The sequence below is a fragment of the Sphaerochaeta associata genome (genome assembly GCF_022869165.1).
Classification (GTDB): Bacteria; Spirochaetota; Spirochaetia; order Sphaerochaetales; family Sphaerochaetaceae; genus Sphaerochaeta; species Sphaerochaeta associata.
Window position 1 is genome coordinate 3,003,623 of the sequence record NZ_CP094929.1, and the last position, 17,364, is coordinate 3,020,986.

The following is a 17,364-nucleotide window of genomic DNA, read 5'->3' on the forward strand; positions in this document are numbered from 1 at the left end:
CAACCAAGTCACAAAAGGGGCTGGGGAAACTCCACCCCGGCCCTCTTCCCGATCGCGCTCAGCTGTTCAAACACCTTCAATGAGAGAGGGACGCCGTTGAGGTTGCTGTTTCTTTCTGCTTCATGCTCCTTCTGACCAGCATAATAGACCCGTTCACACCCTTGAGCAGGCTCGGTGTTGTTCAATTCTTCCAACAGCCTGTCCATATCGGTTTTCAATTCCTCGGGGTCCCGGAATACGTCAAGGCGGATGGCTCCGAAGAAATGGCAGACGCGTGCACTGGTGGCCTCACTGTCCATGACGGACTTGCCGAATACCCCGCCGCTGGTGATAGCGGTCATGATATCGACCATGACTGCCAAGCCATATCCCTTGTGCCCGCCAAAGAGTTCTCCCGCACCTCCGAGGGGAATGAGCCCGCCTCCCCTCTGATAGAGCATGTCCTGAAGCAATTGGCCTGCATTGCCGGTTACTTGTCCCTTGGTATCAACCGCCCATCCTTGGGGCAGCTCCCGCTGCTCGCGCTCATACACTTCAATCTTTCCTCTTGTCACCGCCGTGGTGGACATATCCAGGGTGAAGAGCTTGCCTGAGTGACCGGGTATGGAGAAGGCGATGGGATTGGTGCCGAACATCGACATCCGACCGAAGGTGGGCACCCCCAACGCAGCGGTATTGGTCATGCAGATGCCGATCATGTCGTGTTTGGCAGCCATCTCCGCATAATAGCCGGCTATTCCATAATGATTGCTGTTACGAATTGAAGCAAATGCGGCCCCGCTTCCTTTCGCTTTCTCAATCACCTTGGTCATCGTCTGTTTGCTCAGGTACATACCCATGGCTCCGTTTGCATCCAGAACCAAGGAAATCGGTGTTTCACGGAGGATTGACGGAATAACAGAGCTTGCCATGATGCCTTTTCGTATTCCATTCTCATAGCGCCAAAGCCGGGCCACCCCATGGCTGGGGATGCCGCGGGCATCGGCTGCAACCAGAATCTCAGCTGAATCAGCAGCCTCCTCGGATGAGAGGCCCAGGTTGCTGAAAACACCTGCAACAAACTGTTCCAACGCGTTTCGCCCGATCCTGATTTCTTCTTTCATGCGTGACCTCCTGTGAGATTTCCATATGGTAGTGATGATATCTGAAGTGTGCTCTGATGGGTTCGGCCTTTTTCAAGGACCACGGCTGCCTTCCCGCTGTTGACCTGCTCGACACAGACAAAATCCTTCCAGGCATCCAATACTTCCGGATTCTGCCTTGCTTTCTCATCACCGGGATTCCAGACAAAGACCTGTTTCAGGTTTTCCTGTTCCATTCGGATGGTTCGTCCAAGAATAGGATCGTGGAGCACCACAACCGGTCCTGCATGCTCAAAGATGCGGACAAATTCCCCGCCGACGAACACAAGCCCGTTTTGGGAGTACTCCCGATTGCCGTCAGCTCGGTCAACGACGGGACATCCCTCCAGCCCTGTGATCGAGCAGTCCGGCAAGCTGCCGATGTGAAAATACGTGTGGAAGGCTTCTTCAAACGAGATTGGCTGTTCATCAGCATTGGTCACCTGCAGCTCCAATCGCAGGAAAGCGGCGACGGTTATCGTCAGCTGCAGGGAGAATCGATGCGGCCAAATGGAGCGGGTGCATTCGTCATCCTCAGTGGCCAAGATGATCTTGGTCGAACCGTCGGCAATATCATTCACCTCTCTCAGTTCCCATGCCTTGGTGCGAACCAAGCCGTGGAGATACAGATCATCCCTTTTCGGATGCTTGCCAAACCAAGGAAAACAGATTGGAATGCCTCCCCGAAACGGCTTTCCTTTCTCGTATGCACTGTATGGACTCATGAATAATAGATTGCCCTGGCCATTCGGAGTGAAAGAGGCTACATGAGCTCCCTGCAGGTATACCAGGCACCGGGCTTGCTCATTTTCAATAAGGAGAACGCTCAATCCAGCAGGCTCTGAGGCCATCCGAACTGTCTGGGAGAGCTGATGCACGTGTACATGTGCTGCTGTTTCCATCGTTTCGTCTCCTTCTGTGATGGTGAAAACAAGAGCCTTTACAAATCGATAATGCTAAGATATCATTTATCTAAGATATCAGCAAGCCTAAAGGAGGTTCGTTGTGAAAAAGATCATCAGTATCATCTCACTCTTGCTCATCATCGCTTCCGTACTGCTTCCCGCCGCAGGGGTACAGGAAGCGCCCGCACAAAAGCAGTATGTTTTGCGTTTCAATCATGTATTAACACCGCAAGATCCGTATCATGCTGCATTCTTGAATTGGGCTGAAGCGGTCAAGGAAAGGACAAACGGAGGCTTGACCGTCGAAGTCTATCCCAGCGCCCAGTTGGGGGTTGAAGAGGACATCCTCGAGCAAATCCGTCAGGGGGCGAACATCGGACAGAATACCGATGCAGCACGTCTAGGCATGTATGTTCCCGACATGGCCGTGATGAATGCCCCCTACTTTGTCGAGACGCTCGATGAAGTTCAAAAACTGAACACGTTGCCGACCGTACAGGCATGGAAAGCCGAGCTCGAACGGACCCAAGGCTTCAAGGTCCTTTCATTCTTCTGGGTGCAGGGATTCAGGCAAACGGTCACCAATAAGCCGATCACCAGCCCCAAAGACTTGAATGGACTGCGCATCAGGACACCGGGTGCGCCGATCTGGCAGGAGTCCATCAGGGCCATCGGGGCCATTCCGGTAGCCATGAACTACGGGGATATGTTCAGCGGCTTGCAGACCAAGGCCATCGACGGGCTCGAGCTCTCCTTCACCGCCACCTCGACAGGGAATTTCCATGAGGTTTGCAAGTATGTGAATGAAACCAAGCATATCTTGCTGATCAATTTCGAGGTCATCAGCAGCAAGTGGTTCAATTCACTGCCTCCCGAATACCAACAAATCTTGGAAGAAGAGTGCAACAAGGCAGGATTGGAGGTTTCCCGCCAATATCTTGAGGAGTTGGATCCGAAAAACCTTGCACTGCTGAAGAGCAGGGGCATGACCGTCATTCCCGAAGCGCAAATCGACATGAAGGCGTTCAAGGCTGCAGGAGAAGCTGCTTACGTAAAACTCAACCTGCAGGCGGCCCGGGACAAGATCTATGCTGAAATGGGCAAAGCCAAGTAAGCAAGCAGGGTCTTGATTCGATTGTACAGTCGGTATTCTTTTACCACTTTTACCAGGTATGCGGGTGCGTGCAACACGCTCCCGCATCATGATACCAATGCATGTTTTCTGCAGTCTTGAGAAAGGGGGTTTCCATGCGGAAATTCTATGAACGAATATGTAGACTGGAAGTCATAGTCTCGGCAGTATTCCTGTCAGCCAGCTGCCTGCTCATATTCATTGGCGCCTTGGCCAGATCGGTGGACAAGCCGGTGAACTGGTCCCAGGATTTTTCTCTTTTCTTGTTTGCTTGGAGTGTTTTCTTGGCTGCAGATGTTGCATTGCGCCATGACAAATTAGTGAAAATGGAGCTGTTGCTGCTCAAAATCTCGGAAAAGAGTGCCAGAATCATCACCATCATCAACTACCTGCTCATCGTCGTATTTCTTGCCGCTCTCGCAGTCTACGGGGTGAAGCTCAGTTTCATCTCCTATCGAAGAGTGTTCCAGGGCATTCCAGGCTTCAGCTATACCTGGGTGATCCTCTGTGTACCTGTTGGTTGCACGCTGATGATCATCACCTCGATTCTAAAACTCAAGAATCTGTTCCAGAGCTGCAGGAAGGGGGTCTGACATGCTGCTTGTAACAATCCTATTCATCGTATTTCTTGTCATGGGCATGCCTGTGGCCTTCGCAATCGGAATATCAGGAATGGCATTCTTTCTTCAGCATCCCGAGCTGCCCTTCACCATCACGGTCCAGCTGCCTATTTCCCAGACACAGAACTTTGCCATGCTTGCTGTCCCCCTGTTCATTTTTGCAGGGAATCTGATGAACTCATCGGGAATCACCAAACGCCTGATGAAGCTCTCCTCGGTCCTGACCGGACATATGCACGGGGGACTGGCACAAGTCAGCGTGGTGCTCTCCACCTGCATGGGAGGGGTTTCCGGTTCTGCCATTGCCGATGCCTCCATGGAGGCACGGGTGCTCGGGCCTGATATGATCGAACGGGGATACTCAAAGGGATATACCGCAAATGTCATCAGCTGGACGGCCCTCATTACTGCAACCATTCCTCCAGGGGTGGGCATCATCCTGTATGGGACTGTCGGAGAGGTCTCCATCGGCCGGCTTTTTGCTTCAGGCATGCTGGTGGGCCTGCTTATGATGATCGGCTTGATGATTACCGTTTGGATCACTTCCACACGCCGCGGCTACGGGGCTGAACGGAAGAAAGCGACCACAAAGGAAGTATTCTCTGCAATCGGAGAGAGCATTTGGGCTCTATTATTCCCCATCCTCTTGTTGGGAGGCATCCGCAGCGGCATCTTCACACCTTCTGAAGTGGGAGCCTTTGCCTGCATCTACGCCATAATCATAGGCGCTTTCATCTATCGGGAGCTGGACTTCCTCAAAATTGCCAGAACACTCGGAGACACGGTCATCGATGTCGGGGCTATTATGTTCATCATCGCCCTCTCAGGTATTTTCGGATATGGGATTCCTCTGGAAAACATCCCCAAACTGCTTACGGATGCAATATTGGGTATTTCCCAAAACCAATATTTGGTCATGCTCATCATCCTCGGAATTTTAGTCATTCTTGGCATGTTCATGGATGGTTCGGTCATCATCCTCCTTTTCACCCCGATCTTCCTTCCTTTGGCGAAGGCGGTCAATATTGATCCGGTCCACTTCGGCATCCTGTTCTGTACCATCATCACAATGGGAAACATGACCCCGCCGGTGGGCTTGGCTATGTATGCAGTGTGCCAGATACTCGATATTCCATTAACCGACTACATCAAGGATATGTGGGCGTTTTTCTTCACCGTCATTGTATTGGTGGTGATCCTGATGTTCTTCCCCAGACTTGTTTTATTCCTGCCGAACTTGTTGTTCGGGTAAATCATAAGGAGAGTCGACTATGAAATTGGATGGAAAACTTGCCGTCATCACCGGTGCAGCCCGCGGTATAGGAAGAGAGATTGCAATCCGCTTTGCAAAGGAGGGTGCTGCAGTAGTCCTGGTTGATGTACGGATTCCGGCCGAGACCGAGCAAGTAATACAAAGCTTCAGCCCGAATGTGTTGTCCGCTGTTGTTGACATTGCCGATGCTGAGGCTGTGGAGCGCCTGGTCCAACAGGTTCATGCCTGGAAAGGTCCTGTTGATATTGTAGTGAACAATGCAGGTATCATCACACGGGAAGGAATCCTCGACTTGACCCCGCAGCAGTGGCGCAAGGTCATCGACGTCAATGTGAACGGAACGTTCTATATGTGCAAGGCATTCCTGCCCGATATGGTGGCCAAACGCTGCGGGAAAATCGTCAATGTGACGTCCATAGCGGGAAAGATCGGCGACATCACCGCAAGTCCTGCATACGGCACCTCCAAAGGTGCTGTCAATACCTTCACCCGTTCACTTGCCCGCCAGTTGGCGGAGTACGGCATCACAGTCAATGCCGTGGCTCCCCATGCCATTGAGACGGACATGAGTGCTGAATGGTCGGAGGAGAAACGAAGAAATGTGGTCGCTTCGATTCCTCTCAAGCGGATGGGGACATCCGGCGAGGTAGCCGCTGCAGTACTCTTCCTGGCCTCTGATGAGGCTTCCTTCATCACCGGGGAGACGTTGAACGTCAATGGTGGTTACTTGATGGACTGAGATTCTTCATCGCCGGCAAGAAAAGCACCGCTGAGGATGTTTTTCTTGCTGGTATGCAGATGCTTCTCTATGATTTTCAGTGCAACCGGCGAGTGATGTTCCAAGGCTTCCAGGAGATCGATATGGTCTTGGAACGTCTGTGAGTAGTTCGGCTTGATTCCGATATCATACATATACTTCATATTCAGGTGCAGGTTCAACTCCTTGTAGGACCGATGGATGAACTCATTGTCACACAGGGAGCAGAGCATGAGATGATATTGGCAGTCGAATTTTATATACGTAGGGAGATTCTCTTGCGCCAGAGCTTCCGCCATCGCAGAAGTGAGGGCCTTCAGGGGTTCCAACCTCTCTTTCTCAATGGTTTCATAGATGCTCTTTACGGAATAGACTTCCAGCAACTCCCTCATCGCAATTGCAGAGAGGATGGTTTTCTTGGTCGGCGTCCTGAGCAAGCACATGCTTCTGGGCCTGATTTCCACCAAACCATCGATTTCCAACCGCTTCAGGGCCTCACGGATCGGCATCATGCTGACATCAAGTTCCTTGGCCAGCTGCTTGGTACTCAAGGTATCACCATAGTTGAATCGGCCACCGATGATGGAATCACATAGATACTGATAGACTTGCTCCGCCAAACTCCGTTTATCAATTACAGCAACCGGTTCCTGCTTCATAGGACTCCCTGATACTCATTATTCTATCTTAAATCTATTATATCAGAATTTGAAATCGTTTTACAATGCACCGAAAGGTGAGAGGGTAATTTACACCCAGGCACTCTTTGTGGTTTGCGTGTCACGATGGTTTTCAGATTCCTTTCCAGCTTCCTTCCTGCATTGAATCAGCATATTCTGCCATGGTAGAGTATGCTGATTTATTGATGAGGAACCCATGTATAAAAATGCCCTGATCGTCCTTATGCTCTTTTCTGTATTGTTCTTTTCCAGCTGCCAGAAGTCGGAAGGGACTTCCGAAAACGCCAGCCCCCCAACCCTGACCGTCGGTATGATGAGTGCCGTCGACGCTGCTCCCTTTTATGTTGCGCTTGAAAAGGGGTATTTTGCAGAGGCCGGAGTCGATGTAAATCTGGTTCTCTTCACCAACGGCCAAAACCGCCAGACTGCCTTGCAGACCGGGCAGGTCGATGGGGCCATGACGGACCTCGTCGCCCTCATCACCCAGACAGCCAGCGACTTCAAGCTCATCGGTACGCTTTCAACCGACGGCGACTTCCCTCTGCTTGCAAAGCCGGGCCTTGAGGAGAAGCAGGCTGTTTCAGCTGGAACAATGGAGATCAGCGTGACCAACTACCTGGTCGACCAGTACTTGTCCAAAAACCATTCGGTCTCCAAGGTCTATATCAATGAAATCCCCGCTCGCCTTGAGGCGGTTGTCTCCGGTCAGCTGGACGCCGGCATATTCCCCGAGCCCTTCGCCTCCATCGGGGCCCTCAGGGGCTTGGAGAAGCTTTTCTTTCCAGGTATTCCGTCCGAAAGCCTGAACCTCATCGCCTTCACTGAGAAAGCAATCCAAGAGAAAGCGCAGGCGCTCAACATTTTCCATAAAGCGTATGCAAAGGCGGTGAAGGCCATCAAGGCGGACGAGAATCTTGCACGTGATGTCCTGTTGAAATACATTCCCAACCTTCCCTCTGAAATCCAGGATTCAATCCATCTGCCGGCCTACCAGGACCCCAGGCTCCCCAGCACTGCTTTCATGCAGGAAATCATGGACTGGACGGCTTCGGTTACCGGTGCATCCTACCAATTCGCTCCTACCGCCATGATCGACTCCCGCTTCATAGAGGGCCTTTGATGCTGAGCATCCAACATGCCGAGCTGTGCTATGGCACCAAGGTCGCGTTCTCCAACTTCTCGTTGGAAGTACAAGAAGGCGATATGGTGAGCATCATCGGCAAGAGCGGATGTGGAAAGACCAGCCTGCTGTATGCAATAGCCTCATTGCTGCCGCTGAGCAGGGGCGCTATTGCAACGCAGGGTGAGTGTTCGATTATGTTTCAGCAGGACCGTCTCCTTCCGTACAAGCGGGTGTTGGACAATGTATTGCTGGGCCTTCCTAAAAAGATGGAAGACGAGGCGCAGGCGTTGCTCTCCTTGGTGGGACTCGAGGAGAAAACAAACAACTTTCCCAAGCAGCTCAGCGGAGGGGAGAGGCAGCGTGTCGCCTTGGTGCGCAGCTTGATCCGCAATCCTCGTCTTCTCTTGCTCGACGAGCCCTTTGCTTCCTTGGATGAACAGACACGCGAGCGGCTGCAGGATGAGGTGAAGATGTATGTCCGGGAGCATCAGATTACGTTGCTGCTGGTCACCCATAGTATCAGCGAGGCTGTGTTCATGGGCAGGCGAATCATCGTTATGACTAAAGAAGGTATCTCCTTTGAGACGGAGAATCCTTATCATGAGCTTGGCGACGTACGCAGCAAAACCCAGGCATTTGAGTTGCAACAGACCTTGCGCTTGCACTTGGGAGGCAACCGATGAAGTACCTGAGAGGTTTTCTGGTTGTGCTCATTGGTTGGTACCTGCTTGCCTTCTTACTGCAGGGACCGATCATCCCCTACCCGCATGCAGTCTTCTTGCATCTGGTTTCCAGCATGCAGACGTCAAAACCTTACCTGCACTTGTTGTTCTCTCTGTATCGGATTGTCATGGGGATGGCTTTTGCCCTGCTCTTGGCAATTCCTGTTGGTATGCTGGCAGGAAGGACCCAAAAGCTCGACCAGCTCATTTCCCCGGTGCTCTACCTGCTCTACCCCCTGCCCAAGATTGCGTTCCTTCCGGTTTTCATGGTGCTTTTCGGTATCGGGGACCTCTCCAAGATTATGCTCATCGCTGTCATTGTGTTCTTTCCTGCGGCGGTTACGATCCGTGATGGAGTGAAGGAAATCCCGTTTCAATATCTTGAGCTGGCTGCAGCGTACCATCTGACCGCGAAACAGATTATCGCCCATATCGTGTGGCCGGCAATCCTTCCCAGAATCTTCTCTTCCCTCAGGATCACCGTGGGCATTTCGCTTTCTGTTCTGTTCATCAGCGAAAACTATGCAGCTGAGTATGGGCTGGGCTACTACATTATGAACAACTGGGTGATGGCCCAATATGTTGGAATGTATGCAGGCATCGTCCTGCTCAGCCTGCTTGGGTTGAGTCTCTATATAGTCTTGGACGGTCTTGAACGGCTGGCAATTCCAGAAGAAGCCCGATAACAAGCAAAGGAGGAACAAGCCAACGGCTTCTTCCTCCCAACGTTTATTTGCTTACTGTAGTGAATATACTGATCAGGCTTTCTCGCGTGCACTCTTGAGTGCAGTCGCCCACCAGGAGAGCTGGTCGAGCATGTTATTGACCTGGGGCTCAAGATTGGCAAGGTCCTTGACCTGCTTCTCACCGTTCATGATTGGGTAGAAGTCATTGCCCATAATCAGTACCGACTGACGTACCGGTGCCATCTGAAGCTCTACACAGATGTCACGAAGGTGCTGTACTGCCCGTGCACCACCAGCTGAGCCATACGAGAAGTATGCTGCGGCCTTGCGGTTCCATTCGGGATATGCATAGTCCAGGGCGTTCTTTAGGGCTGCAGTGATGCTGTTGTTGTATTCAGCGGTGACGAAAATGAATCCGTCCAGGCTGGCAATCTTTTTCTGCCAGGTTTGTGCAACCTCATTGGTTGAGGGAACGTATGCGTTCGAGGCGACTTCATCGAAAAACGGCATGGGGTAGTCGCGAAGATCGACAATCTCAAAGGCGAGGTCGGTGCGCTTCTTTGCCACTGTTGCTACATATTCTGCTGCCTGCTGTCCTACACGAGCGGCTCTGGTACTGCTTATGATAATTCCAATCTTTGGTACGTTCATGTTCAATCTCCTTAACAATGTTGTATTGCTATATATGTAGCATACAATTTTATTTTGTAATCGTCAAGTAGTTCAATAGGAATTATTTTCTTCCCCGCCTTGTCACAACCTTTACGACGCACTGACCGAGCAGTACACTGTGAATACATAAGCGAAAAAGGAGTCAGGACATGGCAAAAGATCCCAAGGCATCACTACAGGCAGTTGCATCCAAAAAGTCACTGCAAATTCTTATTGCACTCTTGTTTGTTTCGATGGGAATCATCGGGTTCACCTCGGGACGTGGATTGGGCAACCAGATTTCCCGTGAACTTTCCAACATGTTCGGCGGTGACAGTGAACTGTTGCTCTATCTCATCTCCACACTGCAACTGGTCAGCGGTTTGTTTTTGGGCGCCCAGCTCTTCTCCAATTTGATTCCCGACAAGATTGCCAAAATCGCCCATCTGGCCATCCTGATTTTCTGGCTCGCCCTGATCGTCATCCTCGATGTCCTTACCATCGACTTCGGTCGCATCAGCGGTTCCGATTGGTTCACCTGGATCGAGCAGGTGGTGCTGCATTTGATCGTGCTCTCCGGTATTGTGCAGATCCAGAAGTAGGATGCATTATTGGGTAGCTCTTGTTCTCCACACTGCCATTGGATGATTATGGATTCGTTCAATGGTTGTTTCATCATCGAACAGCAGTCCAGGATTATAAGCACCATTCCTAAAGTCTTTACAGAACTGTTTTTCCTTTTCGTTGAGGACAAGTACTTCATCCAAAAACTCTTTGACTATCAATAGTGCCCGATCACATGAGAAATCATCATTCTTTGCAAGTACAGGTTTCAGATACTTCTTTATTTCATTATACGTATACTTTTTTAGGACATTCGATGAGATTGTATCAATATCCATTCCACCACCGACCAAGTTATAAAATACCAAACACTTACGAAATAAAGGTATGTCTGAGATTATTCCTTTTTGGATCAATTGATACATATCATAGAGGTCTCTGGAAGCCTGCCTGGAAAGCAGTGCATTTGCCTTACTGGCAATGAGCTCAAGAGGATCAAGCATACGTGTTTGTGCCTTGTGTGATCCCAACATGATTGTTGACAGTACGCAATAGGGAAGGATATGAGCTCTGTCCAAGTAATCTCTAATTCCCTAAATCTTTTCTCACCACAAGGTGGGAAACCAGTTTGATCTATACTAACCAAGATTCCAGCGGCTTTTCCGTATAATTTCCTGCAAACATGTTGTATTTATGTCCGAGTCGTGCTATAAAAGTGGTGAGAATATTTATTATCACCACATGGAGGCATGCATCACATGGCCAACAAATTCATCCGGTATGAGCTGAAAAACGGAGCCGAATACGCCTCGGTCTGCCTCCCTATGCGCGTCGACGGCAGGAAAGTCAACAAAACCGAGAACCTCGGGCGTGTTCTGGACAAGCAACAGGGTATTTTCAAGAACCGTGAACGCGGCGTCTTCCGGTACACCCTCGAGCAAGGCTACCAGGACGCTCCCGCAGAAAGCCATGCCATGGCATTGAAACCCAAAGGGCCGGAACGTCTGATCCTCGATTTCGGCGACGTGCATGTCCTGCATGAGTATCTGAAGACGACCCCCTACCATGCGGTTCTGACATCCCTGCTTCCAGACCAGGGCGACACGCTGCTTGCCCTGGTATACTACCAGATCCTTGCAAGCGGGGCCCGCTGGTATGCCGGGTCCTGGTACGAGGGAAGCTACGCGAGGCTGCTGCTCCCCCGCGCCGCCCTGGGCAGCCAGCGGATCAGCGAGTTCCTTTCCGTTTTGGGTGACGAGGCCCTGCAAAGACGGTTCTTTTGCACATACCTGGCCAAGCAGTTCCCCGCCGAGACCGTCCACGGGCTGCTGCTCGACAGCACAGGACTGCCGAACAGCATCGATTTCCCCTACACTGCATACTCCAACCATGGCGGGCAGGTGAGCGTGGAGACAAGGCTCATCTATGTCACCGACCGGCTCAGCGGGATGCCCTTGTACTTCAGGTATGTTGCGGGCAACGTGATCGACGTATCGACCCTCAAGGCGACCATCGGGGAGCTGCAGATGTGCGGGATCGCTGCCGACTACGCCATCCTGGACGCCGGATACTTCACCGAGGACAACATCAAGGCTCTGCATGAGAACGAGATAGCATACCTGACAAGGCTGAAGCCCAACCGCAAGCTGTACAAGCAGCTGGCCGCCGCCCATGCGCAGGCTCTGCAGCACGGGGGCAATCTGGTCAGCTACAATGGCAGGGCTGTCTATATCAAACGGGTCCCCTGCACTGTAACCTCCGGCATCGACGCCTTCGCTTACATCGGCATCGACATGCTGCGCAGGTCCTATGAGATGAATGCGATGCTGGTGAATGCCGTCGAGGATGATCTCGGCCCGGAGGAGATCGACGGCAACCTCTCCAAGCTCGGATTGTTCATCATGATATCATCCGAGGAGATCGACACCAAGGAGTTGCTTCCCCTGTACTATGCCCGCCAGCAGATCGAGCAGGTGTTCGATATCACCAAGAATTATGCCGACATCCTTCCGCTGAGGGTACATGGTGAGGATACGTTCAGGGGGCACCTGTTGCTGTGTTTCATCGCCACCATCATCTGTAAGCGGCTGCAGGGGGAGTTGGACGCAAAGGGTGTAAACCTCATCGGCTTGTTCAAGGAGCTGAGGAACCAGAAGTGCAAGGTGTACGATTCTCTGGTGGTGGTCCAGGAAGCAACCAAAAAGGTGAACGACTCCTACAAGGCGCTCAAATTGAAGAGCCCGGACAAGATCCCTAGGTAGCTTGGCCAAATTTGTGGTGAGAAAAATCATCGGGAATTAGAGGTAATTGATTTCTACTCTGATATTATCCGTATTTCCACTTATCGTGTCATACGTAAGAAGAAAACTGTCCATCGCATAGTGCCCTCGAGCTTTCTCAGAGATGGAATAACCTGAATCCAACACAAATTCATAAAATGTTCTTTTGAAGGCTTGCCTGACTACTGCAGTATCCTCTTTTGAAAGGTTTTGTGCAAAGTCCAAATCAATGTCAACAGAAAGTCTCGGTATATCCAGTATACATAGATTTATTGCTGTCCCCCCTTTCAAGGCAAATTCACCTGTATCCGGGGAAGTAGTATGTATATATGAAAGTATATCAATCAAACGCACAACCTTTTCAACATTACTCTTGATAAAATGAGTCTTCGCCGCAATAGCCTCTATCTCTTGTTTTGCATACACGTTCACATCTACCTTCCTCCATGCAGAAGCGTTTCCAAACTTTCATAAGCAGGGGCATACAGCTTCCAATCAGGATGATAGATGTAAGGCATGCCCATGTCGGTCAGCCAATATTTCTTTCCCTCACCTACCTGACTTTGCATGTACCAGAAGAAAGCATCGGACAAGAGAAGCTCCTCCTTGAACATCGATAGGAGATACCCTGCTTTCTGGTAGAGCCGCTTGTTGTCGTATTGCTTCAATATCTCAAGGACATGTTGTTCCTTGAGATGCTTGACTGCATCCAAGGCGTAGATTACTTCTTCAATTCCTCCTGCATATTTCAGATTGTCTATGCAATCGATGATTGTCCGTTCCTTGCTCGTAACTCGCAGTATTGCACCATAGTTGATGTGCTCAATCCAATCAGGACTGGTACTGATTACATATTCGTAACGGACGTCGTCATATTCAAAAGGTCGAAATTTTTTTGAATCGGAGATGTATAGAGTAGCATACGCTTGATTTGCTAAACCATGATAATCGAGAGCTGCATGATAAGAGACGTAGGCTGTCTGGCTGATGGAAGAACCGATTAAGAATTTATTAGCATAAACACTCCCTGTGGTCAAATCCATGACTGCATACATATCCCTTCGAATGCGTGCAATGAGATGATTCTCGATCGCCATTTCCAGCCAGTATCGACAAGCTGAGGGGGTTTCGAATAGAGGAAGGATATCATTTTTTGTAAACACTACTTTGCTGGTAATATCGATTATGTTCATATGCAGACCTTCTATTCTTAGAATAACTCAATAGAGTTGCTTTAACAACCTTTATGTTCTATTTTTAGAATTTTTATCAAAAGTCCAACCAGTTTATACGAAATACGGGCAATACACCCATGCCGGATACATTTCCCATCCTATGACATGCTGAACCGTGTATTACACTCTGCCAATGAACTCCTTGATCCCCTCGTGATATACCTCGGCATCATCCCACATGGCCATGTGACTGCCCTCGGGACAATACAAATAGGAGCCATTTGGCAGCTGTTCGCTCATCCACTTCATGTAGGCAGGGTCCATGGTGTCATACTCCGCCCCGATGACAAGGGCGGGTGTCTTGATATGCTTGAGGTCTTTTGATCTGTCCCAGGTTGCCAAAACACCGGAAATCCCGAATTCACTGGGTCCCTGCATGTAGACGTAGAGGTCCTGATTGACATGAGTCAGGGCGTTCATAACGCACTCAGGCCACTGATCCATGGGACGGCGAAGCACGTGCTTCTCGTAGTGATGAGGCATTAAAAGAGATTCATATTCCTCGCTGGAGTACTGCCCTGCTGCTTCTAGATCCTTGATGCGGGCAAGCACCTTAGGGTCCATCTGCGGCCCGAGTACGTCATCTGCATACTTCTGATAGGCCGTACAATCTGCCATCATGTTGCTGATGATCAGGCCCTTGAGCGCCTCTGGGTGGGCAAGTGCGTACTCCATTGCCAGCACCCCGCCCCAGGAGTGGCCGAGCAGAAAGAAGTTCGAGGCATCAAGGCCCAAAGCCTTGCGTACTTGATCGACTTCATCGACAAAGCGCGCAATGGTCCAGAACTTTCGATCGGCAGGATTATCGGAGTTGAGGCTTCCAAGCTGGTCGTAGTAGATGTACTCGATATCACTGTCGGCAAAGTGGGTATCGAAACTCTGAAAGTACTCGTGCGTCATCCCAGGTCCACCGTGGAGAAGAAGCAATCTCTTGGTTGGATTGCTGCCGCACCGCTGCGTCCAGACTTTATATTCGCCGTACGGGGTGGTGATGGGTATCATTCTGACTTCTGTTTGCATGAAATGCCTCCATTGGGGTTAGATGATACCAGTATAGCGTAGTATTGGGATTTATTCTCGATTGGTTGAAATACGCAGAAGAGTAAGTATCACTACCCTTCTGCGTCAGTATTCATACAATCGTGATGATGCATACAGTCCTGTGTCGAGAATTGCCTTTCCTTTCAGCTTTTCGGAACCTGCAACACTCCTGGGTCCGAGGCATGGAATTCCTTGTCAAACCAGAACCCCTTGGGATGCAACTTTGTCCTGTAGCGATTACGGGGGGCTGGTATAGGGTCGGTTGCCCGAAGCATCGCAGCCGTCAACTCAGTGAGCATGTCCGCCTTTATCGCTTGATACATTTCTCCATCCCAGAGGTTATTAATTTCCATCGGGTCGTCTTTCAAGTTATAAAGGTACCCTGTCCCCAGCATATCAACTTGAATCTTGTACTCACCTTTTCTGAGCATTCTCACCTGGCTGCACTGCGTCCAGGTATTGAGACAGTCGAAGGTCTCCCACAGGTGGCAGGCTTTCTCCTCTTGAGGAGTGAGATTGTCTTCTTCGTCCCAATAGAGACCTCCAAATCCAGTCTCACTATAAGCAACCTCATACTCCTTGGGATCATAGGCAGTGTTTTCCAAGAGCGGGCGAAGACTCTTTCCCTGCACTCCGAACGGTGTATGAACACCCAGGTAATCACAGAGGGTGGGAAGAATATCTACGATATTCACAAAATTGGCTCCCACCCTGCCCTGGTTGGCAATACCCGGGCCCCGCCAGATCATCGGAATATGAGTCAACACATCACTAAGGTCGGGACCTTTGCGTACCAAGCCATACTCTCCCATGAAATCGCCATGGTCGGAGAGGAAAATCACCAGGGTGTTGTCCAACAGGTTTCGCTGCTCAAGCCCCTCGATGAGGCGTTTGAACTGGTCATCGATCAGGCGCAACATACCCAAGTAGTTTGATCGGTCTCGATTGATTCGTTGCTCGATCTCAGTTCCCAGTACCTTCTCCCAGATACCACGAATCCACGTATACCGAGGACCTTTCCCTTCCAAGTTTTCCGGTCCTGTAGAGAGTGGAGGAAGCAGGTGGGGAGGAAACATGCTGAAGTACGGCTCACACACTTGGTACGGATTATGAGGTTCAGCGAAGGAAACCCATGCAAAGAATGGTTTTCCAGTTTCCTTCACTTCGTCCACAAACTTCAGTGCCGAACTCACATTGCGATACGGAAGCTGGTCTGATACATCACCAGGAGAGGGCTCCATTGAGTCAATGAATTTGAGTGTTTTTAAATAGTCATCAAGTTTCTGCTCAGACTGAGAAAGATGTTGCCTATCCTCCACCCCCAGATGCCCGTTCACCTCATGAAAATCAAATTCCTCTACCTTGTGATGGCTGTGGTTTTTCCCGCAGAGAGCGGTTGTATAGCCTTGTTGTTTCAGAACGTCCAACAAATCCTCGGTATACACGGCATCAGCTGCATTATGGTTGGTACGCACACAGTGCGATTGGCAGTAGCGGCCGGTGAACATGCTTACCCGAGCAGGCATGCAGGTAGGATTGGGCGTATAGGCTTGTGAAAAATCAACACCCTTTTCTGCAAAGGAGTCAAGAAAAGGCATGGTATCCAGAGAATACCCTGCCGCCTTCCTAAGGTCGTGGCGTTGCTGGTCGGTCATCACAATGACAATGTTTGGTTTCATACATTACCCCTTTACCGCCCCGATCATGACGCCCTTCACGAAATGCTTCTGAACGAAGGGATAAAGAACCAGGACTGGAACACTCGAAACTACGATTACTGAATATTTTATACCTTCGGCCATCTTGATCTTGTCCCCCATGCCTACATCATTGGTACCCATCTGCTCGGTTTGACCCAGCAGCAGGATGTCGCGCAGGATGATTTGCAGCGGAAACAGTTCCTCGTTGCGCAGGTAGATCAAAGCACTGAAATAGGAATTCCAGTGGGAGACTGCATAGAAGAGAATGAGAACGGCAATGATCGAGGAAGAAAGCGGTAGAACTATGCTGATCAGCGTCCGGATATTGGAGCTGCCGTCGATCATTGCCGACTCATACATTTCATGGGGAATGCTATTCTCAAAAAACGTCTTGGCAACGATGAAGTTGTATGTGGTGATGGCCACCGGAAGCACAATGGCCCAGATGGAGTCGTAGATCCCCAAATCACGCACCAACAGATAGGTAGGAATCATGCCGCCGTTGAAATACATCGTAAAAACTACAAACAATGTGATGGGACGTCGGAAAGGCATGTCCTTTCTGGAAAGCGGGTATGCAAGCATGATGGTCATCACTACGTTGATGATGGTGCCCAGCACGGTATACAGAATCGTATTGCGATAGCCGAGCCAGATGCTTTCGTTTTCCAGCACCATTTTATAGGGTTCCAGGGTCAATCCTCTCGGAAACAGTATCACTTTGCCCCTGAGGACCAAATCAGGGTCGGAGAAGGAGGCTGAAAGTACAAAAATCAAGGGATACAGGACGATGAGAATCGTACCAATGGAGAGCACATTGACCACAGTATTGAAAAGCCGGTCATCGGAGGTTATCGAGCGGTGTGCCATTTCTG

19 protein-coding genes are annotated in these 17,364 nt (G+C 50.3%); 9 read left to right on the top strand and 10 right to left on the bottom strand.

Annotated elements, in window-relative coordinates; translation table 11 throughout:
• Nucleotides 1-8 precede the first annotated feature (8 nt).
• The gene (locus tag MUG09_RS13845) at nucleotides 9-1,103 is read right to left on the bottom strand and encodes an Ldh family oxidoreductase (RefSeq protein ID WP_244772029.1); all 1,095 of its coding nucleotides are present in this window, start codon (nucleotides 1,101-1,103) and stop codon (nucleotides 9-11) included.
• Nucleotides 1,100-2,023, bottom strand: a complete 924-nt coding sequence (locus tag MUG09_RS13850; protein WP_244772030.1) for a D-hexose-6-phosphate mutarotase — start codon at nucleotides 2,021-2,023, stop codon at nucleotides 1,100-1,102. Before MUG09_RS13850 ends, MUG09_RS13845 begins: the two co-directional genes overlap by 4 nt.
• Before the next feature lie 103 nt (nucleotides 2,024-2,126).
• On the opposite strand from MUG09_RS13850, the gene MUG09_RS13855 reads away from it, so the two are divergent.
• From MUG09_RS13855 to MUG09_RS13870, 4 genes are all read left to right on the top strand, one after another.
• Nucleotides 2,127-3,140 carry a C4-dicarboxylate TRAP transporter substrate-binding protein gene (locus MUG09_RS13855; protein WP_244772031.1) on the top strand — a complete coding sequence of 338 codons (1,014 nt, stop codon included), beginning with the start codon at nucleotides 2,127-2,129 and terminating at the stop codon, nucleotides 3,138-3,140.
• A gap of 134 nt (nucleotides 3,141-3,274) precedes the next feature.
• The gene (locus MUG09_RS13860) at nucleotides 3,275-3,751 is read left to right on the top strand and encodes a TRAP transporter small permease (protein WP_244772032.1); all 477 of its coding nucleotides are present in this window, start codon (nucleotides 3,275-3,277) and stop codon (nucleotides 3,749-3,751) included.
• 1 nt (nucleotide 3,752) lies between these two features.
• A complete protein-coding gene (locus MUG09_RS13865) occupies nucleotides 3,753-5,030 on the top strand; it encodes a TRAP transporter large permease (protein ID WP_244772033.1) in 1,278 nt (425 codons plus the stop codon).
• A 19-nt stretch (nucleotides 5,031-5,049) separates the two neighbouring features.
• On the top strand, nucleotides 5,050-5,790 hold the full coding sequence (locus tag MUG09_RS13870) for an SDR family NAD(P)-dependent oxidoreductase (protein WP_244772034.1): 741 nt from the start codon (nucleotides 5,050-5,052) through the stop codon (nucleotides 5,788-5,790).
• Here MUG09_RS13870 and MUG09_RS13875 read toward each other — a convergent pair.
• On the bottom strand, nucleotides 5,775-6,467 hold the full coding sequence (locus tag MUG09_RS13875) for a GntR family transcriptional regulator (RefSeq protein ID WP_244772035.1): 693 nt from the start codon (nucleotides 6,465-6,467) through the stop codon (nucleotides 5,775-5,777). The genes MUG09_RS13870 and MUG09_RS13875 overlap by 16 nt on opposite strands.
• Before the next feature lie 217 nt (nucleotides 6,468-6,684).
• On the opposite strand from MUG09_RS13875, the gene MUG09_RS13880 reads away from it, so the two are divergent.
• Genes MUG09_RS13880 through MUG09_RS13890 form a run of 3 tightly spaced genes read left to right on the top strand, consistent with a single transcriptional unit; the run spans nucleotide 6,685 to nucleotide 9,019 of the window.
• Complete coding sequence (locus MUG09_RS13880) at nucleotides 6,685-7,608, top strand: ABC transporter substrate-binding protein (protein ID WP_244772036.1); 924 nt, start codon at nucleotides 6,685-6,687, stop codon at nucleotides 7,606-7,608.
• Nucleotides 7,608-8,294, top strand: a complete 687-nt coding sequence (locus MUG09_RS13885) for an ABC transporter ATP-binding protein (protein ID WP_244772037.1) — start codon at nucleotides 7,608-7,610, stop codon at nucleotides 8,292-8,294. Before MUG09_RS13880 ends, MUG09_RS13885 begins: the two co-directional genes overlap by 1 nt.
• Nucleotides 8,291-9,019, top strand: a complete 729-nt coding sequence (locus MUG09_RS13890; RefSeq protein ID WP_244772038.1) for an ABC transporter permease — start codon at nucleotides 8,291-8,293, stop codon at nucleotides 9,017-9,019. The genes MUG09_RS13885 and MUG09_RS13890 overlap by 4 nt, the downstream gene beginning before the upstream one ends.
• Nucleotides 9,020-9,091: 72 nt before the next feature.
• Here the strand turns inward: MUG09_RS13890 and MUG09_RS13895 are convergent, their stop codons facing one another.
• Nucleotides 9,092-9,670 (bottom strand): NADPH-dependent FMN reductase, encoded by a 579-nt coding sequence (locus MUG09_RS13895; protein ID WP_244772039.1) that lies wholly within the window; start codon nucleotides 9,668-9,670, stop codon nucleotides 9,092-9,094.
• Between the two features lie 170 nt (nucleotides 9,671-9,840).
• On the opposite strand from MUG09_RS13895, the gene MUG09_RS13900 reads away from it, so the two are divergent.
• The gene (locus MUG09_RS13900; protein WP_244772040.1) at nucleotides 9,841-10,272 is read left to right on the top strand and encodes a hypothetical protein; all 432 of its coding nucleotides are present in this window, start codon (nucleotides 9,841-9,843) and stop codon (nucleotides 10,270-10,272) included.
• A gap of 6 nt (nucleotides 10,273-10,278) precedes the next feature.
• Here MUG09_RS13900 and MUG09_RS13905 read toward each other — a convergent pair whose 3' ends face one another.
• Entirely contained in the window at nucleotides 10,279-10,812 is a 534-nt protein-coding gene (locus tag MUG09_RS13905; protein WP_280529368.1) for a nucleotidyl transferase AbiEii/AbiGii toxin family protein, read from the bottom strand.
• A gap of 180 nt (nucleotides 10,813-10,992) precedes the next feature.
• On the opposite strand from MUG09_RS13905, the gene MUG09_RS13910 reads away from it, so the two are divergent.
• Nucleotides 10,993-12,495: a transposase gene (locus MUG09_RS13910; protein ID WP_244772042.1), complete on the top strand. Its 1,503-nt coding sequence runs from the start codon at nucleotides 10,993-10,995 to the stop codon at nucleotides 12,493-12,495.
• Nucleotides 12,496-12,531: 36 nt separating this feature from the next.
• Here MUG09_RS13910 and MUG09_RS13915 read toward each other — a convergent pair whose 3' ends face one another.
• The 5 genes from MUG09_RS13915 to MUG09_RS13935 all read right to left on the bottom strand — a co-directional run bounded on the left by MUG09_RS13915 (nucleotide 12,532) and on the right by MUG09_RS13935 (nucleotide 17,359).
• Entirely contained in the window at nucleotides 12,532-12,945 is a 414-nt protein-coding gene (locus MUG09_RS13915; protein ID WP_244772043.1) for a nucleotidyl transferase AbiEii/AbiGii toxin family protein, read from the bottom strand.
• Between the two features lie 2 nt (nucleotides 12,946-12,947).
• The gene (locus tag MUG09_RS13920) at nucleotides 12,948-13,706 is read right to left on the bottom strand and encodes a type IV toxin-antitoxin system AbiEi family antitoxin domain-containing protein (protein WP_244772044.1); all 759 of its coding nucleotides are present in this window, start codon (nucleotides 13,704-13,706) and stop codon (nucleotides 12,948-12,950) included.
• A 162-nt stretch (nucleotides 13,707-13,868) separates the two neighbouring features.
• Nucleotides 13,869-14,768, bottom strand: a complete 900-nt coding sequence (locus tag MUG09_RS13925; RefSeq protein WP_244772045.1) for a proline iminopeptidase-family hydrolase — start codon at nucleotides 14,766-14,768, stop codon at nucleotides 13,869-13,871.
• A 164-nt stretch (nucleotides 14,769-14,932) separates the two neighbouring features.
• Nucleotides 14,933-16,468, bottom strand: a complete 1,536-nt coding sequence (locus MUG09_RS13930) for a sulfatase family protein (protein ID WP_244772046.1) — start codon at nucleotides 16,466-16,468, stop codon at nucleotides 14,933-14,935.
• Nucleotides 16,469-16,471: 3 nt separating this feature from the next.
• Entirely contained in the window at nucleotides 16,472-17,359 is an 888-nt protein-coding gene (locus MUG09_RS13935; protein ID WP_244772047.1) for a carbohydrate ABC transporter permease, read from the bottom strand.
• Nucleotides 17,360-17,364: the final 5 nt, after the last annotated feature.

Excerpts from the sequence above, each read along its gene's own strand:
- MUG09_RS13865 (WP_244772033.1), top strand. The coding sequence starts at position 3,753 with ATGCTGCTTGTAACAATCCTATTCATCGTATTTCTTGTCATGGGCATG.
- MUG09_RS13890 (WP_244772038.1), top strand. The coding sequence starts at position 8,291 with ATGAAGTACCTGAGAGGTTTTCTGGTTGTGCTCATTGGTTGGTACCTG.
- MUG09_RS13885 (WP_244772037.1), top strand. The coding sequence starts at position 7,608 with ATGCTGAGCATCCAACATGCCGAGCTGTGCTATGGCACCAAGGTCGCG.
- MUG09_RS13895 (WP_244772039.1), bottom strand. The coding sequence starts at position 9,670 with ATGAACGTACCAAAGATTGGAATTATCATAAGCAGTACCAGAGCCGCT.
- MUG09_RS13870 (WP_244772034.1), top strand. The coding sequence starts at position 5,050 with ATGAAATTGGATGGAAAACTTGCCGTCATCACCGGTGCAGCCCGCGGT.
- MUG09_RS13920 (WP_244772044.1), bottom strand. The coding sequence starts at position 13,706 with ATGAACATAATCGATATTACCAGCAAAGTAGTGTTTACAAAAAATGAT.
- MUG09_RS13925 (WP_244772045.1), bottom strand. The coding sequence starts at position 14,768 with ATGCAAACAGAAGTCAGAATGATACCCATCACCACCCCGTACGGCGAA.
- MUG09_RS13930 (WP_244772046.1), bottom strand. The coding sequence starts at position 16,468 with ATGAAACCAAACATTGTCATTGTGATGACCGACCAGCAACGCCACGAC.
- MUG09_RS13880 (WP_244772036.1), top strand. The coding sequence starts at position 6,685 with ATGTATAAAAATGCCCTGATCGTCCTTATGCTCTTTTCTGTATTGTTC.
- MUG09_RS13900 (WP_244772040.1), top strand. The coding sequence starts at position 9,841 with ATGGCAAAAGATCCCAAGGCATCACTACAGGCAGTTGCATCCAAAAAG.
- MUG09_RS13850 (WP_244772030.1), bottom strand. The coding sequence starts at position 2,023 with ATGGAAACAGCAGCACATGTACACGTGCATCAGCTCTCCCAGACAGTT.
- MUG09_RS13910 (WP_244772042.1), top strand. The coding sequence starts at position 10,993 with ATGGCCAACAAATTCATCCGGTATGAGCTGAAAAACGGAGCCGAATAC.
- MUG09_RS13845 (WP_244772029.1), bottom strand. The coding sequence starts at position 1,103 with ATGAAAGAAGAAATCAGGATCGGGCGAAACGCGTTGGAACAGTTTGTT.
- MUG09_RS13875 (WP_244772035.1), bottom strand. The coding sequence starts at position 6,467 with ATGAAGCAGGAACCGGTTGCTGTAATTGATAAACGGAGTTTGGCGGAG.
- MUG09_RS13860 (WP_244772032.1), top strand. The coding sequence starts at position 3,275 with ATGCGGAAATTCTATGAACGAATATGTAGACTGGAAGTCATAGTCTCG.
- MUG09_RS13935 (WP_244772047.1), bottom strand. The coding sequence starts at position 17,359 with ATGGCACACCGCTCGATAACCTCCGATGACCGGCTTTTCAATACTGTG.